The organism is Croceivirga thetidis, from assembly GCF_012272815.1.
Taxonomy (GTDB): domain Bacteria; phylum Bacteroidota; class Bacteroidia; order Flavobacteriales; family Flavobacteriaceae; genus Croceivirga; species Croceivirga thetidis.
In genome coordinates this window covers 1,622,880-1,638,800 of record NZ_JAAWWL010000001.1, presented here as the reverse complement: position 1 = coordinate 1,638,800, position 15,921 = coordinate 1,622,880, and the positions used below count along the sequence as shown (strand labels likewise).

General features: G+C 39.7%; 12 protein-coding genes. All 12 read right to left on the bottom strand.

Annotation, left to right across the window (positions count from 1 at the left end; translation table 11 throughout):
• The 12 genes from HCU67_RS07340 to HCU67_RS16725 all read right to left on the bottom strand — a co-directional run bounded on the left by HCU67_RS07340 (nucleotide 1) and on the right by HCU67_RS16725 (nucleotide 15,911).
• Nucleotides 1-1,266, bottom strand: coding sequence for an Nramp family divalent metal transporter (locus HCU67_RS07340; RefSeq protein WP_168551908.1), 1,266 nt, complete (start codon nucleotides 1,264-1,266; stop codon nucleotides 1-3).
• Between the two features lie 4 nt (nucleotides 1,267-1,270).
• Nucleotides 1,271-1,939 (bottom strand): bifunctional 4-hydroxy-2-oxoglutarate aldolase/2-dehydro-3-deoxy-phosphogluconate aldolase, encoded by a 669-nt coding sequence (locus HCU67_RS07335; RefSeq protein WP_168551907.1) that lies wholly within the window; start codon nucleotides 1,937-1,939, stop codon nucleotides 1,271-1,273.
• Between the two features lie 9 nt (nucleotides 1,940-1,948).
• Nucleotides 1,949-2,995 carry a sugar kinase gene (locus tag HCU67_RS07330; protein WP_168551906.1) on the bottom strand — a complete coding sequence of 349 codons (1,047 nt, stop codon included), beginning with the start codon at nucleotides 2,993-2,995 and terminating at the stop codon, nucleotides 1,949-1,951.
• Between the two features lie 35 nt (nucleotides 2,996-3,030).
• The gene (locus HCU67_RS07325) at nucleotides 3,031-3,786 is read right to left on the bottom strand and encodes an SDR family NAD(P)-dependent oxidoreductase (protein WP_168551905.1); all 756 of its coding nucleotides are present in this window, start codon (nucleotides 3,784-3,786) and stop codon (nucleotides 3,031-3,033) included.
• 16 nt (nucleotides 3,787-3,802) lie between these two features.
• Nucleotides 3,803-4,567 carry an SDR family NAD(P)-dependent oxidoreductase gene (locus HCU67_RS07320; RefSeq protein ID WP_168551904.1) on the bottom strand — a complete coding sequence of 255 codons (765 nt, stop codon included), beginning with the start codon at nucleotides 4,565-4,567 and terminating at the stop codon, nucleotides 3,803-3,805.
• 20 nt (nucleotides 4,568-4,587) lie between these two features.
• Entirely contained in the window at nucleotides 4,588-5,889 is a 1,302-nt protein-coding gene (locus tag HCU67_RS07315) for an MFS transporter (protein WP_168551903.1), read from the bottom strand.
• Between the two features lie 186 nt (nucleotides 5,890-6,075).
• On the bottom strand, nucleotides 6,076-6,777 hold the full coding sequence (locus tag HCU67_RS07310; RefSeq protein ID WP_168551902.1) for a FadR/GntR family transcriptional regulator: 702 nt from the start codon (nucleotides 6,775-6,777) through the stop codon (nucleotides 6,076-6,078).
• A 207-nt stretch (nucleotides 6,778-6,984) separates the two neighbouring features.
• Nucleotides 6,985-8,304: a RagB/SusD family nutrient uptake outer membrane protein gene (locus HCU67_RS07305; protein ID WP_168551901.1), complete on the bottom strand. Its 1,320-nt coding sequence runs from the start codon at nucleotides 8,302-8,304 to the stop codon at nucleotides 6,985-6,987.
• 11 nt (nucleotides 8,305-8,315) lie between these two features.
• Complete coding sequence (locus tag HCU67_RS07300; RefSeq protein WP_168551900.1) at nucleotides 8,316-11,492, bottom strand: SusC/RagA family TonB-linked outer membrane protein; 3,177 nt, start codon at nucleotides 11,490-11,492, stop codon at nucleotides 8,316-8,318.
• Nucleotides 11,493-11,945: 453 nt separating this feature from the next.
• The gene (locus HCU67_RS07295; RefSeq protein WP_168551899.1) at nucleotides 11,946-12,923 is read right to left on the bottom strand and encodes a polysaccharide lyase family 7 protein; all 978 of its coding nucleotides are present in this window, start codon (nucleotides 12,921-12,923) and stop codon (nucleotides 11,946-11,948) included.
• Nucleotides 12,907-13,812, bottom strand: a complete 906-nt coding sequence (locus HCU67_RS07290) for a polysaccharide lyase family 7 protein (protein ID WP_168551898.1) — start codon at nucleotides 13,810-13,812, stop codon at nucleotides 12,907-12,909. The genes HCU67_RS07295 and HCU67_RS07290 overlap by 17 nt, the downstream gene beginning before the upstream one ends.
• Nucleotides 13,813-13,943: 131 nt before the next feature.
• Complete coding sequence (locus HCU67_RS16725) at nucleotides 13,944-15,911, bottom strand: PKD domain-containing protein (protein WP_168551897.1); 1,968 nt, start codon at nucleotides 15,909-15,911, stop codon at nucleotides 13,944-13,946.
• Between the last annotated feature and the right edge of the window lie 10 nt (nucleotides 15,912-15,921).

The window sequence follows — 15,921 nt, the reverse complement described above, 5'->3', positions numbered from 1 at the left end:
CTAAAAATAGTCGATTAGAGCCTTTACCCCGTTGTACGAAATAATACATGCAAATAGTAATGCCAACCCCAAACCTATATTCAAAAGAAAATGAGTTTTATGCACCTGCACTATGCTTTTTTTATTGATTAGCAGGAGAATACCCAGAATAACCAGTGGCAAAACAAAGACATTGAAAATTTGGGAGAGAATTTGCATCTCTACAGGATTAGACCCGAAAATGGGTACAATCAGCGCAAATAAACAGGCAAATGCAGTTATACGCTTAAATTGTTTTGAATTGGTATCAAGTTGTCCTGATTGATAATCTGCTATTAGAATGGGCACAATCAACAATATTGGAAATATCGAAGATAATCCAGCGCTAAGGGTGCCGAAAAAGAACAGGGTGAGCGCAAACTTACCCGCCACTGGCTCCAAGGTATTAACCATATCCAAAACTTGGGTTACTGGTTTACCTTCATAAAACAAAGCACCTGTTGCAACGGCCATTATGGCCCCACTAATAACAAAAACAAGAATCGCGGCTACAATGGCATCTTTTTTCTGTTCTTTCAAGTTATTGATTGTCCATCCTTTTCCTTTTACAAAAAGGGGCCTTGACAAAAATGTGGCCGCTGCCATTGTCGTACCAACGAATGCAGCTACCAACATCCTACCGCCTTTTACCTGGGGTATTGAAGGAACTAACCCTTTTATTACATCTTCAGGCAATGGATATACCATAAACAACGATATCAGAAAAGATACCCCCATTATGGTCACAAAGACTACCAATATCTTTTCAAAGAAAGTATATCTACCCACCAAAAGAAGTGCATAAAAAACAGCTGTTAGAACTAAAGCAATTGTTATGACTGCCTCGTATTTAAAAGAAGAAATGCCGGGAAAATAAATGGCAAAAATCTCATAGATGATATTGGACGAAATACCCATTATACCCATCAGGGAATTCCATTGTCCGATGGCTATTCCAATGATTATTAAAATTGCCATAACCCTGCCCCATTTCAAGTGTCTCTTGAAAGCAAATAGTGCAGTTTCGCCAGTTAAGAGGGTATAGTTACCGTATACATAAATTAGGATTCCTGAAAATAGACAGCTGAGCAATAAGACCCATAGTAATTGCATACCATGTGTACTTCCGGCAACAATCATGGAAGTTACACTACCAGTTCCTATGGTATAACCTATCGCAAAAATTCCTGGACCAAAGCTTAATATCAAGGAAGTAAATTTCTTCAGAAAACTTGGTCCGCTTGGCATAAAATCAGTTTGGCTTAACTTCTTCTATAGTTGCCAAAGCATTAGCAACCAAGTGCCTAAGACCATCAAAATCGCGCTCTTGAAGTATACTTTTGGTAATCAATTTAGAACCCATACCAACACAGGTAACACCAGCGTCAAACCAAGTTTTTAGGTTCTCTTTCGTTGGCGCAACCCCACCTGTTGGCATGATTGGTACGTTAGGAAATACGGCTTTTACGGATTTCACGAACCCAGGTCCCAGGACATTCCCAGGAAAGGCTTTGATTACTTTTGCCCCCAACTGTGTTGCCTGATAAATTTCAGAAACCGTTCCACAGCCTGGAATCCAAAGAATATTTTGGCCCTTACAGAATTCCGCTAAATCAGGAATCATTGCAGGCGATACGATAAATTGTGCGCCTACTTGATGAAACTTTTGAGCATCTTCAGCTGAAAATATGGTTCCAATGCCCAATAACAAATCGGGGTACTGCTCTGCGTGAGCAACCAATTTCCCAAAAACCTCCAGTGCATTATCGCCTCGATTGGTGAATTCAAATACCCGTATACCTCCTTGATAGCAAGCATCCAAAACTTGCCTTGCAATATCATAATCAGTGTGATTGAAAACAGGGATTAGACCTCCCTGACCCATTTTAACGATTATTTGCTCTTGATTAAGTTCGCTCATTTTCTTGAATTAACGTGCTACACGACCCGAGGCATCACCACTCATTAATTTCTCGACTTCGGCGACCGTTGCTAAATTAGCATCGCCTTTGATGGTATGTTTTAAACACGAGGCGGCCACGGCGAAATTTAAAGCATTTTGATCGTCAGTAGGATATTTTAAAAGCCCATATATCAATCCTCCCATAAAGCTATCTCCACCACCCACACGATCAACAATATGGGTTATCTGGTATTCAGGGGATTTGTACATTTTGTTACCATCATAAAGTACACCTGCCCAAGTATTATGGGAAGCAGATAAAGAACCTCTAAGTGTTGTGATTACTTTTTTGGCTCTAGGAAAACGCTCCATCATCTGTTTGCAAACTGAAAGAAAAGCTTCAGCTTTCACGTGTTCACCCTGGGTAGTGATATCTAGACCTTCTGGTTTAATACCAAAATGTTTCTCAGCATCTTCCTCATTTCCTAAAACAATGTCGCAGTACGCCGTTAAATCAGACATGATTTCTTCACGCTTGGCATCATCACAATACTTCCAAAGTTTAGCACGGTAATTTAAATCCGTTGAAATGGTCACACCCATCTCACTGGCTACTTTTACCGCTTCCAAACAAGCATCTGCGGCTCCTTGAGAGATTGCTGGCGTAATTCCGGTCCAATGAAACCATTCTACATTCGTAAAGACAGATTTCCAATCGACCATTCCAGCCTCAATTTCGGCCATGGCCGAATGTGCCCGATCATAGACAACTTTACTCCCTCTTGAGACCGCTCCGGTTTCCAAAAAGTAAATCCCTAATCTATCCCCTCCGTAAATAATTTTATCAGTTCCTACGCCCCGTTTACGCATTTCCATAAGGGCACATTGCCCAATATCATTTTTGGGTAGACGGGTCACAAAATCGACCGGAACTCCATAATTTGCCAATGAAACAGCAACGTTGGATTCCCCTCCACCATAGATCACATCAAAGCTATTCGCTTGAGAAAAACGCAAAAATCCTTGTGGTGCCAATCGGAGCATTATCTCTCCGAAAGTGACTACTTTTTTCATTTATTTTCTGATTGTTGTTTATCGTTGAATATTAATTAGCTAAAAGCTAACCCTCCATTTATATCAATATTGTTGCCTGCAATGAATGAAGCCTCATTTGATGCAAGATACGCTACCAAATCAGCAACTTCTTCGGCAGCACCTTCACGTCTTAAAGGTGTAACTGAAGCCACCTTTTGGCGTATCTCGTCTTTAGTGAAATCATCGTGAAATTTTGTGCCTATTAAACCTGGACACACTGCGTTCACCCTGATGCCTTTTGGTCCTAATTCTTTCGCCATAGCCCTTGAAAAAGTTGTAACAGCACCCTTCGATGAAGCATAAAGCGCAGAACCACCACCGCCGCCGTCTCTAGCAGCTTGGGACGAAATATTAATTATAGACGCACCTTTCTGCATCAATGGCTCAAATGCTTGTGTAACAAAGACCACGGACTTAAAATTAACACTTAAGACTTTCTCATAAAAGTCAGCATCAAATTCCTGCAATGTTCTTCTTGCAAAAAGACCTCCAGCATTATTTACCAAAATATCGATTTTATTACCATAGGCTTCAATGGTTTTTTCTTTTAGGGTTTTTACGTCATCGAGATTTGAAACATCTGCTTTTATTGCAATTGCACTGCCGCCGAAAGATTTTATTTCTTGCACCGTAGCTTTCGCACCATCTTCAGAATTGTAATAATTTACAACTACTGCGGCACCCCCATTCGCTAATTTGATTGCAATAGCGCGTCCAATATCTCTAGAACCTCCGGTGACAACTGCTACTTTCCCATCAAGATTTCCCATTTCGATAATTCTTTAATTAAATACCTAATCCTTGGCCACCACCAACTTGAATTGTTTCGGCGGTCATGAACTTCGCACCGTCACCTACCAAAAAAGATATCACCGACGCAACATCCTCAGGTTGACCTAGCCTTCCTAATAGGATATTATTCTTCCATGATTGAAAAACCTCTGGTTTCGTGGCCTTGATCTGTGCATGAAATGGCGTATCAATTGTACCCGGCGATACAGCATTAACTCGAATACCATACTCAGCCAAATCTTTGGCCAAGGCCCTTGTAATGGCATGTACGGCCGCCTTGGAAGTTCCATAAATACCGGCACCCGGACCCCCAGCATTCCAACCCGCTATTGAGGTGTAGTTTATAATTGAAGGAGATTCCGCTTTTTTCAAATACGGTATGGCCGCCCTTGAACAGAAAAACGTGGAATCTAGATTCAATGCCATGACCTTGCGATAAAAATCAGTAGTCATTTCTTCGAATCGAGATCTTCCGCCTAACCCTCCAGCGTTGTTAATCAACGCATCTATTTTGCCATATTTATCGCCAATCGACTTGATATTTTGGTTAACGGCATCTTCGTTCGTGACATCGAACCCAAAATATTCTGCTGATATGCCCTCAGAACTTAATTTTTCAACTTTTTCAGCACCTTGTTGGTCTTCAATCCCATTCAATACAACACTATAGCCATCCTTACCTAGTCGCTTCGCGACTTGATAACCAATACCACCGGTAGCGCCGGTCACAAGAGCTATTTTTCCTTTATTATCACTCATTATTTATTCTTGATTAATTTTTAGTCTTTTTGTTTTAATGGTTCAATTTTTGGGCACAAAAGCCAAATTGCGGAAAGCGCAATTAATGCCAGGGCCACGCCTATTAAAAATGCTGGTGTATAATTACCACCCGTTGTTATAAAAGTTACCAGAATGGTCAACCCTGCGGCACCAAGTTTGGCCGCCATACCCGCAAAGCCTGACAGGGTTCCCACAATTTTACCGCTAAAGAGATCACTTGGTATTGTTTGAATATTACCGATGGCCACCTGAAAGCCAAACAATAAAACAGCCATTATAACAACCGCATTAAAAGCAGTACCAGGTGCTTTTAACAGGAAAAAGCAAGGAATCATAATCAAACACCCAAGGGTAATTACCATTTTTCTAGTCCTATTCACAGACCATCCTGCAGACAGGCGATTTTGAGCAATAAGACCTCCTGCCCAAGCCCCTATCATCGCACCGACATAAGGTAGCCATGCAGAGAAGGCTATTTCCTTGACGTTCATTCCAAATACTTCAGATAAGTAAATAGGTATCCATACAATAAAGAGCCACCAAATTGGGTCTATTGCAGCAGAAGCAATTATAACCCCCCAACTTTCTTTGTGGCCAAGAAGTTTAGCAGTACTCGGATTATAACCCTCATCATAATTTCCATCGTTGTCCAAATCCTGATTTTGTTGTCCTTTAAGGATATAATCCCTTTCTGAATCGGTAAGCCAAGGATGTGATTGCGGTGTTGTCTTAACGACAAAAAGCCATGGTAGAAGCCACAAAAAACCTAATATCCCTACCACTACGAAAATTGCTTTCCAAGATAGAACAGCGGCTAGTAGCCCAATTATGGGATACGCAACTATTCCTCCAACAGCGGCACCCGAATTGAAAATGCCCTGTGCAAAGGCCCGTTCTTTGGTCGGAAACCATTCTGCGTTTGCTTTTGCCGCACCTGGCCAATTTCCAGCTTCTGCCAATCCGAGTAAGGATCTAAAAATTGAGAAACTCAGTACGCCTTGGGCAATAGCGTGCAACACAGTAGCAAACGACCAAACTGCAATTGAGAGGGCAAAACCCATTCTCGTTCCTATCCAGTCGAAAATTTTACCGAATATTCCTTGACCTGCGGCATAGGACAGTATAAATACCGTGGATATCGTACCATAGATAGCTTTATGCCCATCTGAATCCATTTCTGGAAACAAGTCTTTGGCAATGTCCGGCCATAATGCTCCAAACGCCTGTCTATCAATATAATTTATGACAGCAGCCAAAGCGACCAATCCAACTACCCACCACCTTAAACCTTTTAATTTCATTTCAACGGTTGTATTCGGTTAATGAAAAACGATTTCTAACTTGATTAGAAGACAAATCGTCAATCAAGACATAAGTAATAGCTCTTAAAAAAGTGGTTTGAAACCTCAGATTTGGTAAGTGCTACTTCCCTCCAATATTCATTTAGTTTAAAGACAAAAGCGTGCAATTTTGTCTTTGTCATTGTTCTAGGTATTGTAACAATACTGGTACAATACGCTAAAATGTTCTTTCATTTTTTCTTTGGCCCTTTTTGGGTCCTTATCCTTGATGGCCTCAAAAATGGCTTGATGTTCTTGTATACCTTTCATTGAAAGACTAGAATCACAAACATGATACTTTTCAAAATTGGTGATAATTTCAGGCGTAATTATCAACATGAAGGTATTCATAGTGGCATTTTTGCTGGCTTTTGCAATGGCTAAATGGAACAACAAATCTTCCTCTACCGCATCTTCACCGTTAAGCACTTTTGCCCTGTAGGCATCAAGTGCCTCTTCCATTTTTTGTAGGTCTTCATCGGTTCTTCTAGTTGATGCCAGACGAACTGTTTTCAACTCCAATAAAATTCTAGTCTCAACCAATGACTTAAAATCGGGGTCTTCCAATCGCAATATATCATCAAGCATCCCGCTCATTGCCACCCGACCAATATTGGCAATAAAGGTTCCACTTTGAGGTCGTGAATTGAGTATGCCAAAAAACTCTAATTTCTGTATGGTCTCCCGAAGATTACTTCGACTTACTCCAAATTTCTCTGAAAGCATCCGTTCTGAAGGAAGCTTGTCTCCAGGCTCCAAATTTTTGTAATCTATATAGTCCCTAATGCTTGAGATAATTCCTTTTTGGACATCTCCGTTTTCAGATTTGGTAAGAATTTCGACCTTCATATTTTGTTTAAACCAGATTGGTTAACCAGATTGGTTTGTTAAAATTAAGCAATTAGATGCATACTTCACAATTCTATTTTTAGTTTTTGAACATTATGGGCTATTGGCCGAAAACCAGTGACCAATAGCCCTTCATGCCTAACTAAACTAACTCAAAATGCAATTGTTAATGATTAATGTTTTAATCTTTGTACTCCCTAATACTAATTAATAACCAGGGTTTTGGGTTATTACACCACCACTCGCCAAAACCTCAGATATTGGAACTGGGAACAAATAGTAATTCGGATTAACCGCTTCTCCCATCTCAGCATCAACTGTGCCCGTTCGAACCAAATCAAACCATCGTTGTCCTTCAAAAGCCAATTCCAATCTTCTTTCATCTTGTATTGCCTGCCTAACCTCAGCCTGGCTTGCTGCAGTTGAATTTGACAATCCAGCTCTAGTTCTTATTTTATTGAGTTCGGTCAATGCTCCCGTTGTATTTCCATTTTCATTTAAGGCTTCGGCATACAACAGAATCATATCACCTAAGCGCAATTCAATCCAGTCATGGTCAGGCCCACCAGTTTGAGGAAACTTTGGTGAAGCCAACAAAGTTTCATCGATGGTTACAACCCTTCTTAAATCTGTTTCGCCACCTGCTTCACTGGCATCAAAGGCAGCAATCAAATCCAAATCCAATGGCTCCAAAGATTTTGTGTCTAAACCACCAGACCACGACCAAAATTCTGAGAATCCATATTCATCAACGATTGAACTGGAAATTTGGGTTGCAAAGATTATTTCAGGATTCAAGTCGTTATCTACTCCAAAGATGGTAGCGAAATCCGCTTGTAGCTCAACACCTGCAGCGGTAGCACCATTTACTACACTTGCCAACTGTGCCTCGGCGCTACTGAAATTACCTTGGTGCATGTAAACCTTACCCAAAAGCGCCTGAGCAGCTATTTGAGTTGCCCTGCCACTACCTAGACCAGAATTGTCTAAGGACGCAACGGCATCTTGTAAATCTGGGACAATAACACTGTTATATACTTCAGTCGCAGCTAGTCTGACTAAAATAGAAGTATCATCAACTGGAGGTGCTGCTGATAAGTTTACGGTAACATCTCCAAAAACCTGTACCAGTTTAAAGTAAGACAAAGCTCTTAAAAACTTAGCTTCACCTATTTGGGTGCCATCTGTTGCATTTTCAATGACATTATTGGTACTTAAAATACATCTATATGCAGCGGTATAGAAGGGTCCGAAAAATTGATCTTCCATAACAGGCAAATCCGCATCATACTCATCAAATTCGGTAAATGGTGCTTCAAACATAAAAGCATTATCTGCCCTAAAATCGCCCATCACAGCCATTGGTGTAACTGTGCCTATTTGATAGAAATAGGCAGCATTTAGAACTCCCGTGAAGTCTTCCAATGAATCAGCACTCGCAATATTCGGTGGAACTTGATCTAGATCATTGTCACATGCCGTAAGCAAAAGCAACAACCCTAATGTTAATTTATATACTGTTTTCATTTTTTTACGCATTAAAAGTTAAGATTTAAACCAAGTGTAAAACTTCTTACAATCGGACTTGCCCCGACTTGCACCCCATAAGTTGTTGGACCTGCATAACCGGAATTCGTGGTCTCTACTCCTTCAGGATTAAAAGAAGTATAATCATCACCCCACAGGTACAATAAGTTTGTTGCAGCAACATAAACCCTTGCCGAGTTCATACCTATTTTGCCCATTAAATCCGAATTAATAGTATAGCCCAATGTTAGGTTTCTAAGTGCCACATATGAAGCATCTTGAAGAACAGCATCGGTCTGATCTCTATTTCTTACATATGGCAGTCCATTATTATCAGCAAGGCCATCACCGTCAGCGTCAAAGGCATCTCTTAAAGAACGACCCCATTGAGAGCCATAATACAATGGATCAATATTATAAACATCACCACCTTGGGCTCCTTGAAATTGGAGTGACATATCAAAGTCTTTGTAACGCATGTTACTGTTAACCCCCCAGTAAAAGTCAGGCGTATTTTGACCTATTTTAACCAAATCACCACCCTCTTCTACGGTTCTTGTTCTGTCAATTACACCATCACCATTTTGGTCTACGGCGTAACTCCATCCACTTTGTTGGTCAGGAAATTCAATCGGATTTGACAAGTATTCCATTTCTACCTCTCCTGTAGTTTCTATACCCCACATCTCTCCAATCTCTCCTCCAACATAATTTCTAAATACCGGTCCACGACCACTCTGCCCATAGATTTGTGATGGCAATTCGTCCAAACCGTTCAAATCAGTAATCTCTGTATCAACCGTAGATAGGTTAGCGCCGATATTCCAGCTGAAGTCATCTTTTTGAATTAGGTTTCCTGAAAATTCAAATTCAAGACCCGAGCTTTGAACATCACCTGCATTTAATCGAATGCTTGAAGTACCTAGAACCTCAGACACCCCAAAGTTGATAAGAATGTCTTCTATATCAGACGTATAATAATCGACACTTAAACGGAATCGGTTTTTGGCAAAACCTAAATCAACACCGTAGTTGGTTTCCGTATTGGTTTGCCAAGTCAAATTTTCATTCGCTACATCAGAAGGAATCAAAAATCCATTTCCAAAAATCGTAGCGCTTGGATTTAATAAACTCAAAGAATTGTAAGCACCTAAATCAGAGGTAGTTCCTAAAGAACCTGTGCTAAATCTAAGCTTCATCAAACTCCACGCATCCGATTTCCAAAATGATTCGTTGTGAACATTCCAACCAACGGAAAGGGCAGGAAAAGTAGCATATCTCTCATTTGCCCCGAATCTTGAATCACCATCCCTTCTTAAAGATGCTGAGAATAAGTACTTATTGTCATAAGCATAATTAATTCTTCCGAATATACTTCTTCTGGAAATCGTCTCATCCCTTTCAGAAACAGCAATATCTGCAGGCTCTAAGAGATTATAGTTAATGATATCACCAAAAGGAACATTAGAACCTTGCAATGACGTTCCTTGAATGTAGAAATTCTGGAATTCTAGGCCTGCAACTGCAGAAATATCATGCTTACCGATTGTTTTAGCGTAGTTAATAGTTGTTTCACTCAAAATAGATGACCTCTTTACATTAGTCTGGTCAAGTGCAGTTTGCGTACTACGAGCTCTAGAATCAAACTCTAAACCGCGCCAGAAATAATCTTCTGTATCTCTAATATCAGCCCCTAAAACTGTCTTTACATTAAGCCCATCAATTATTTGATATTGTAAATAGGAAGTTAGATTACCGAAATAGGTTTTTTGATAGCGATCTGTATTGTCTAATTTGGTTGCAGGACCTGCATCGCCAGATCCTCCAATACCATTACCACTTCTACCATAATGCCAATCTTGGGCGGTATCTCCGGGCTGCAAGGTAAAAATACTGTTGTTGAATGGTGCGTCAGCACCGCCTCTGTACCCAGCATCGAAAGAAGCTAGCCCCAAGGCAACTGCTTGCGAATTCAATTCTTGTACAAATGCAATGGATGCATCAGTATGGTAAATTGGGTGTACACTATAGGCCCTTAATAAATCTCGCATGTCATGACCAACAATATCACGGTCAGAAATAAATCCATTAAAACTTAAACCAGTTTTGAACTTTTCACCCAATTTAGCATCTAGGTTCAATCGAGCATTAACCCTTTCAAAACCTTGTGTTATTGCGACACCTTCAGTATTCAAGTAACCAACAGAGGCAAAATAATTTACGTCTTCGGTTCCACCACTAACACTAAAATCATGGTTCATACTTGAACCATTTCTAAAAAACCAATCTTCTACACCAACGACATCTGGTGAATTTGCAAATCCGTTAAGTCTGTACTCAACAATTGCTGGATCTAAATCAGAAACATTGAATGTTCCGTTAGCAATATTGGCACGAGCTATGTTAGCATAATCTCCAGCCGTAGTTTTGATATTATCCCTTAAGTATCTACTTGAGGTACTTGTATAGGTGTTGTAACTAAATTTTGCCTTACCGCTACGCCCTCGTTTGGTTGTGACCAACACAACACCATTGGCACCCCGAGACCCGTAAATTGCAGCAGAAGCCGCATCTTTTAATACCTCTAGACTCTCAATATCGTTAGGATTGACCGTAGCCAAACTACCAGATATCGGATATCCGTCAACCACAATTAAAGGATTGGAATTACCATTAACCGATGAAGCGGCACGAATTTGAATTTTCGGGTCGGCACCTGGAGCACCGTCTTGATTTTGAATAAGCACCCCTGAAAGCTTACCTCCCAAGGCCTCGTCAACACGTTGTGCTTGTATGGCGGCAATTTCACCACCTTGAACCTTGGCTACAGCACCAGTCAAAGACGACTTCTTTCTTGTACCATAACCAATTACAACAACCTCGTCTAATTGACTACGGTCTTCTTGCAAGCTAACATTTATGATACTTTGACCACTAATTGCAATACTCTGGGTCGCAAATCCAATATAGGAAAACTGCAGGGTAGCAGTTGAAGCTGCCGTTATTGAATAGTTACCGTCAAAATCAGTTTGGGTTCCATTGGTCGTATCCACGACCAAAACGTTGGCTCCTGCAATGGGCACACCACTTGCATCAGTAACGGTACCAGTAACCGTGACTTCTTGCGAAAATAGCTGTATGTTGACAAGCAACGCTACAACCATAAAAAGTTTAGTTCTTAAATTCATTTGTTTTCAGTTAATTTCAAAATAGTTCAAATTTCTACTCTGGAGATAATTTAGATTTCAACAGAGTTAGTTCCAGTACACATTAAAGCTTACCAAATGAATTTTCATGTTTAAATTTCAATCTTGGCTTACTCTTATGCAGACTTACAATTACTTCCCTCCGAAAAAAGTAATCATTTCATTAGGATACATTAGTATCATTTTTATTCTTTAAAAGCGCTATCATTTTTTAATTCGATTTCAACTAATTTTTGGTAATCCAAACTGGTAAACCAATTTGGTTGACCAAATATATGTTATACAAACGTTAATTAAAAACGATTTCAATGTTTAAATGTTAAAAAATTGAGGAAAATCTGATTTATTGATGAAAAAACATGCAATTTGAGATATAGCGTCAAAGCGGTCTACTCACCTTCTTTTTTAATTCTTAGGATAATTTCGTCGACTTAATTAATGTACCACATCTAATTTGTAATATTTGACACTAGCGTAAGAATCCTCATCCGTTGACTGTAGATAGTTACCAGCCTTAAAGTAATTTTCAAAAACTCCCCATTTATCTATATGAACACTTTCAAAAATTTTTGATTCGGTCTCATTTAAAACCACTTCAATTTTTCCCTCCGATGCCTTAATCTCCAAACTAAATTTTTCAAAATTGACTTTGTCAGGAAAAATATGACTTGCACCATCTTCCCAAGCAGATGTGTATAAGAGTTCTGTATCTGAAACCGATGTGTCTTTTAATGCCTTGGTGACTACTCTAATATATCCATCTTGCCAATAAATTTTTAGCATCGGTGGTGCGTTATTGTCATTTTCCCCAATTAGGTCACGCTGTTCATTGGTCAATCTACCATGTATTTGCATGACCATGGTGCGGTGATAATCACCATCACCATCCTTCGAAATAGAATCCAATGAAAGTGTTCCTTTCATTCGCCCACCTTCTTTAAAAGTCCAATTGGTAGAATTGCTGCCCGGATTCATTTGTTCCCTTAACTCTGTTCTGGAATATGAAGAATTAGGCGTGGTTGCCCCTGGGTAAGTGTAGAAAACTAGCGCACCATTTATTGAATCATTATACATAAAAGGTTTTAAAACCTCATTATTGGCATAATTTAAAATTTCCGGGGGTTCTACTTCAATCGGCCTTCCGTTTTCAGATACCGGTAAGGTCACTTTCCAATTATTTAAATCTATTTCGGGAAGTGTATAAGATGATTCATCCGCTTCTTCTGGAGTTGTTTGCTCATCAAGTATTTGGTCATCTTCAATTTCTTCAGGAACTTCAGTTGAATTGTTATTTCCTGAACAAGCGCAAACAAATAGGGTTACGGTAATTATCAGAACCAATTTTAAAGTGTATGTCTTGAAAAAATTAAATTGTAAAAGCACTTTGGTTTTGTCCTTAGTTATGTTCAACATTTAGTTCAAAAAGGTTTACCGATGCGAAGGCTCCCTGATCTCTAGTCTGCAAGTAGTTACCTACTTTAAAATAATTTTCGAAAACACCCCAGCGTTTTAGACTCAGGTTTTCGTAAACGAAAAACTCGTTTTTGTTTAATGAAACCACCATTTTGCCATCTGAAACCTTAATTTCTATGGTGAATTTTTTAAAGCCTACTTCTTCTTCAAAATTTCGACCCGAATCATCTTTCCAAGCTTCTTTATGCAGCATTGCATTATCAGCTATTCCTTGATATTTCAGTTCTTTTGTTTTTACCCTAATTTTACCTTTATCCCAATAAATTTTTAAAATTGGAGGTGCATTGTTATCTTTTTGGCCAATCAGTTCTTTTTGTTCATTGGTCAATCTACCATGAATCTGTGCAATGATAACTTTATGGTATTTACCATTCTCAGCACGCGAAACTTTACCCATTGCCATTTTGGCCTTTAAATAACCTCCTTGAGAAAATGTCCAATTAACATTGTTGTTGCCCGGCTCCATTTGCTCGCGTAGTTCTGAACGTGAGTATTTTGTATTCGCCGTTGTTGCGTTCGAAGGGTAGGCGTAAAAAACAAGTGCACCAATAGTTGAATCATTGAACATATAAGGCCTTAACACATCATTATTGGCATAACCCAAAATTTCTGGCGGGGCAACGGTAGTGGCCCTGCCCTTTTCATTACCCTCGGGAATAGTTACACTCCAATTGCTCAAATCTACTTTTGGCAGTTTAACTTTTTTTCTTTTCTTTTTTGTGGTCTTGGACACCTCATCCTTAATCGTAATTTCTTCTTGAGCTACGGCAATGAAAACATTAAAAATCAAAAAAAGAACAAGTAATGACTTTGCTGAGAAAGGGTTCATTTCTAAAAAAGACTTTTTCCGTTTGTTATAATTTGATAGAAGATCACCTGTCAATTAAATTTTTAAATAACCACCTGTTCAACCCAAATAGGAAAACAGGTGGCTTTTAACTAAATAGCTATTGTCAATACCTAATCGTTAGTAATTGCTACATTATCAATAAACACTTCATTACTACTATCCACCGCATTTAAAGCACGTACATATATTACAATTTGATTTGTACTTGCCGTAAAGGAAAAAGTCGAAGTAGTAAATACGCTTTTATCTGTATTGAAGTCATTGGTTATTTCGAAGTAGGCGTCGATGGCTGGATCAGAAGAAGATGCGTTTATACCAAGTTCATCTTCTATCTGTGTATTCAGAATGTATACTTCTGTATTTACACCTGCAGCTTCTGAACGTGTATCAATCGAAAAGTTATAAGTACTGCCTTGCTGCACCTGTACTACTTGATATAACCTACGCGAGGCCTCATTCAATTTTCCACCGCGAGTTCCATTCGCTCCATCAGAAGTTGAAGCTGGCTGCTCACTGCTGTCATTAAAGAAATCGTTTAACCAACTATCTAGCGCCCCGTTATCCCATAATGGGTCATAGGGGCTATCCACTGTGTTTCCGTTGTTATCCACCACCGTACTGTTCGGCGTCATGTCCCAAGCATCAGCGTTGTCACCAGTATTAACAGTAAATTCATCGAACGTTCCATTCAGTACCTGAACAACAAATCCTTCAGCCACTACGATTGTTTCGGTTGCTACTGAAGTATTGCCAGTGATACTAGTAGCAGTGAGTTTCACCTCATAAGTTCCGTCTTCGTCATAGGTATGTGTTGGGTTCATGCCAGTAAATTGAAAACCGTCTCCGAACTCCCACAATAAAGACGCCGCACCTTCTGATGCATCAGTAAATGTATAAGTTCTGTAATCATTTTCGTCTACTTGAGAAGTAAACGCGGCAGTTACCGGAGCTAATATGGTTATGGTTTGTGATAAGTTATTTGATAAACCAGCATCGTTGGTAGCCACTAAAGTTACTGTGTAGGTATCTGCAGTCATGTAAACATGAGTTGGCGATTCTTCCGTTGATGAATTCCCATCTCCAAAATCCCATTCATAACTTGTTGCACCTGTTGAGGCATTCACAAAACTGTATTCAAGAAAGTTAGCCTCGCTTTGAAGCGCTTCAAAACCTACCGATGGCGGAACTGCACCTACAGCACCTACCTCTATGGTGAAATCATCCAATCTACATTCAACTTCACCATTCGTGAAAAATATTGCTACGGAATTGTTCGTTCCGGAATTGAACGATAACTTCTGTTGAATATAAACATCGGGCTCTTCATCATTGGTCACGGTAACAGAGGCAATAGTTCCATTAGCAACATCTTCAGCTGTTTCAAAGGTTCCCCCATTATCCGTTACCCCTAATACAGAAACTATCAGTCTCGGATCACTCGAACCACTCAACATCGTATACCAAAAACTTAAATCGTAATTGGTGTCTGGCTCAACGGTTATTTCTTGATACCCAATTCTATCTCTTGCTGGAACGGGCAACTTTGCACCTTGATCCCCAAAAGTAACTGGACTACCAGTAATTTGGATGACACCGCCGAGGGCATTATTTCTCCACGAGTCCCGACCGTCACCTCCACCTTCAGGTAGCGTATCATCCTCAAAACCAGCCTCATTGATGATAGGTTGAAATGGTCCTTCAACAACAATAACATCTATGGTTACGGAACCGGTCATCCCGTTACCATCAATTGCGGTCAAGGTCACTGGATAAGTACCTTCACCTGCCGCAAATGTGAAGGAAGGATCTTGCTCTTCAGAGGTATTTCCGTTGCCGAAATCCCATGAATATGTCGAAGCCTCAGATGAAAGATTCGTAAAGTTAATTATTCTAAAATCGTCTGAAGAAGATGCATAGGAAAAATTAGCAGCAGGAAAAATCTCATCAATTTTCGAATTTGCTCCAGGCAATTCATCTCTGAAAAGTTCATCTCCAACACAACTCATTACTATGGCCCCAATGAACATTGTTATGGCCATGGGTTTTATCTTTCTAAGAAAGTTTATAATGTATTTCATAGTATCTTAT

What these genes read in the sequence shown, in the direction of transcription:
- HCU67_RS07340 (WP_168551908.1), bottom strand. Translation starts at nt 1,266, where the DNA reads ATGCCAAGCGGACCAAGTTTTCTGAAGAAATTTACTTCCTTGATATTA.
- HCU67_RS07335 (WP_168551907.1), bottom strand. Translation starts at nt 1,939, where the DNA reads ATGAGCGAACTTAATCAAGAGCAAATAATCGTTAAAATGGGTCAGGGA.
- HCU67_RS07330 (WP_168551906.1), bottom strand. Translation starts at nt 2,995, where the DNA reads ATGAAAAAAGTAGTCACTTTCGGAGAGATAATGCTCCGATTGGCACCA.
- HCU67_RS07325 (WP_168551905.1), bottom strand. Translation starts at nt 3,786, where the DNA reads ATGGGAAATCTTGATGGGAAAGTAGCAGTTGTCACCGGAGGTTCTAGA.
- HCU67_RS07320 (WP_168551904.1), bottom strand. Translation starts at nt 4,567, where the DNA reads ATGAGTGATAATAAAGGAAAAATAGCTCTTGTGACCGGCGCTACCGGT.
- HCU67_RS07315 (WP_168551903.1), bottom strand. Translation starts at nt 5,889, where the DNA reads ATGAAATTAAAAGGTTTAAGGTGGTGGGTAGTTGGATTGGTCGCTTTG.
- HCU67_RS07310 (WP_168551902.1), bottom strand. Translation starts at nt 6,777, where the DNA reads ATGAAGGTCGAAATTCTTACCAAATCTGAAAACGGAGATGTCCAAAAA.
- HCU67_RS07305 (WP_168551901.1), bottom strand. Translation starts at nt 8,304, where the DNA reads ATGAAAACAGTATATAAATTAACATTAGGGTTGTTGCTTTTGCTTACG.
- HCU67_RS07300 (WP_168551900.1), bottom strand. Translation starts at nt 11,492, where the DNA reads ATGAATTTAAGAACTAAACTTTTTATGGTTGTAGCGTTGCTTGTCAAC.
- HCU67_RS07295 (WP_168551899.1), bottom strand. Translation starts at nt 12,923, where the DNA reads ATGTTGAACATAACTAAGGACAAAACCAAAGTGCTTTTACAATTTAAT.
- HCU67_RS07290 (WP_168551898.1), bottom strand. Translation starts at nt 13,812, where the DNA reads ATGAACCCTTTCTCAGCAAAGTCATTACTTGTTCTTTTTTTGATTTTT.
- HCU67_RS16725 (WP_168551897.1), bottom strand. Translation starts at nt 15,911, where the DNA reads ATGAAATACATTATAAACTTTCTTAGAAAGATAAAACCCATGGCCATA.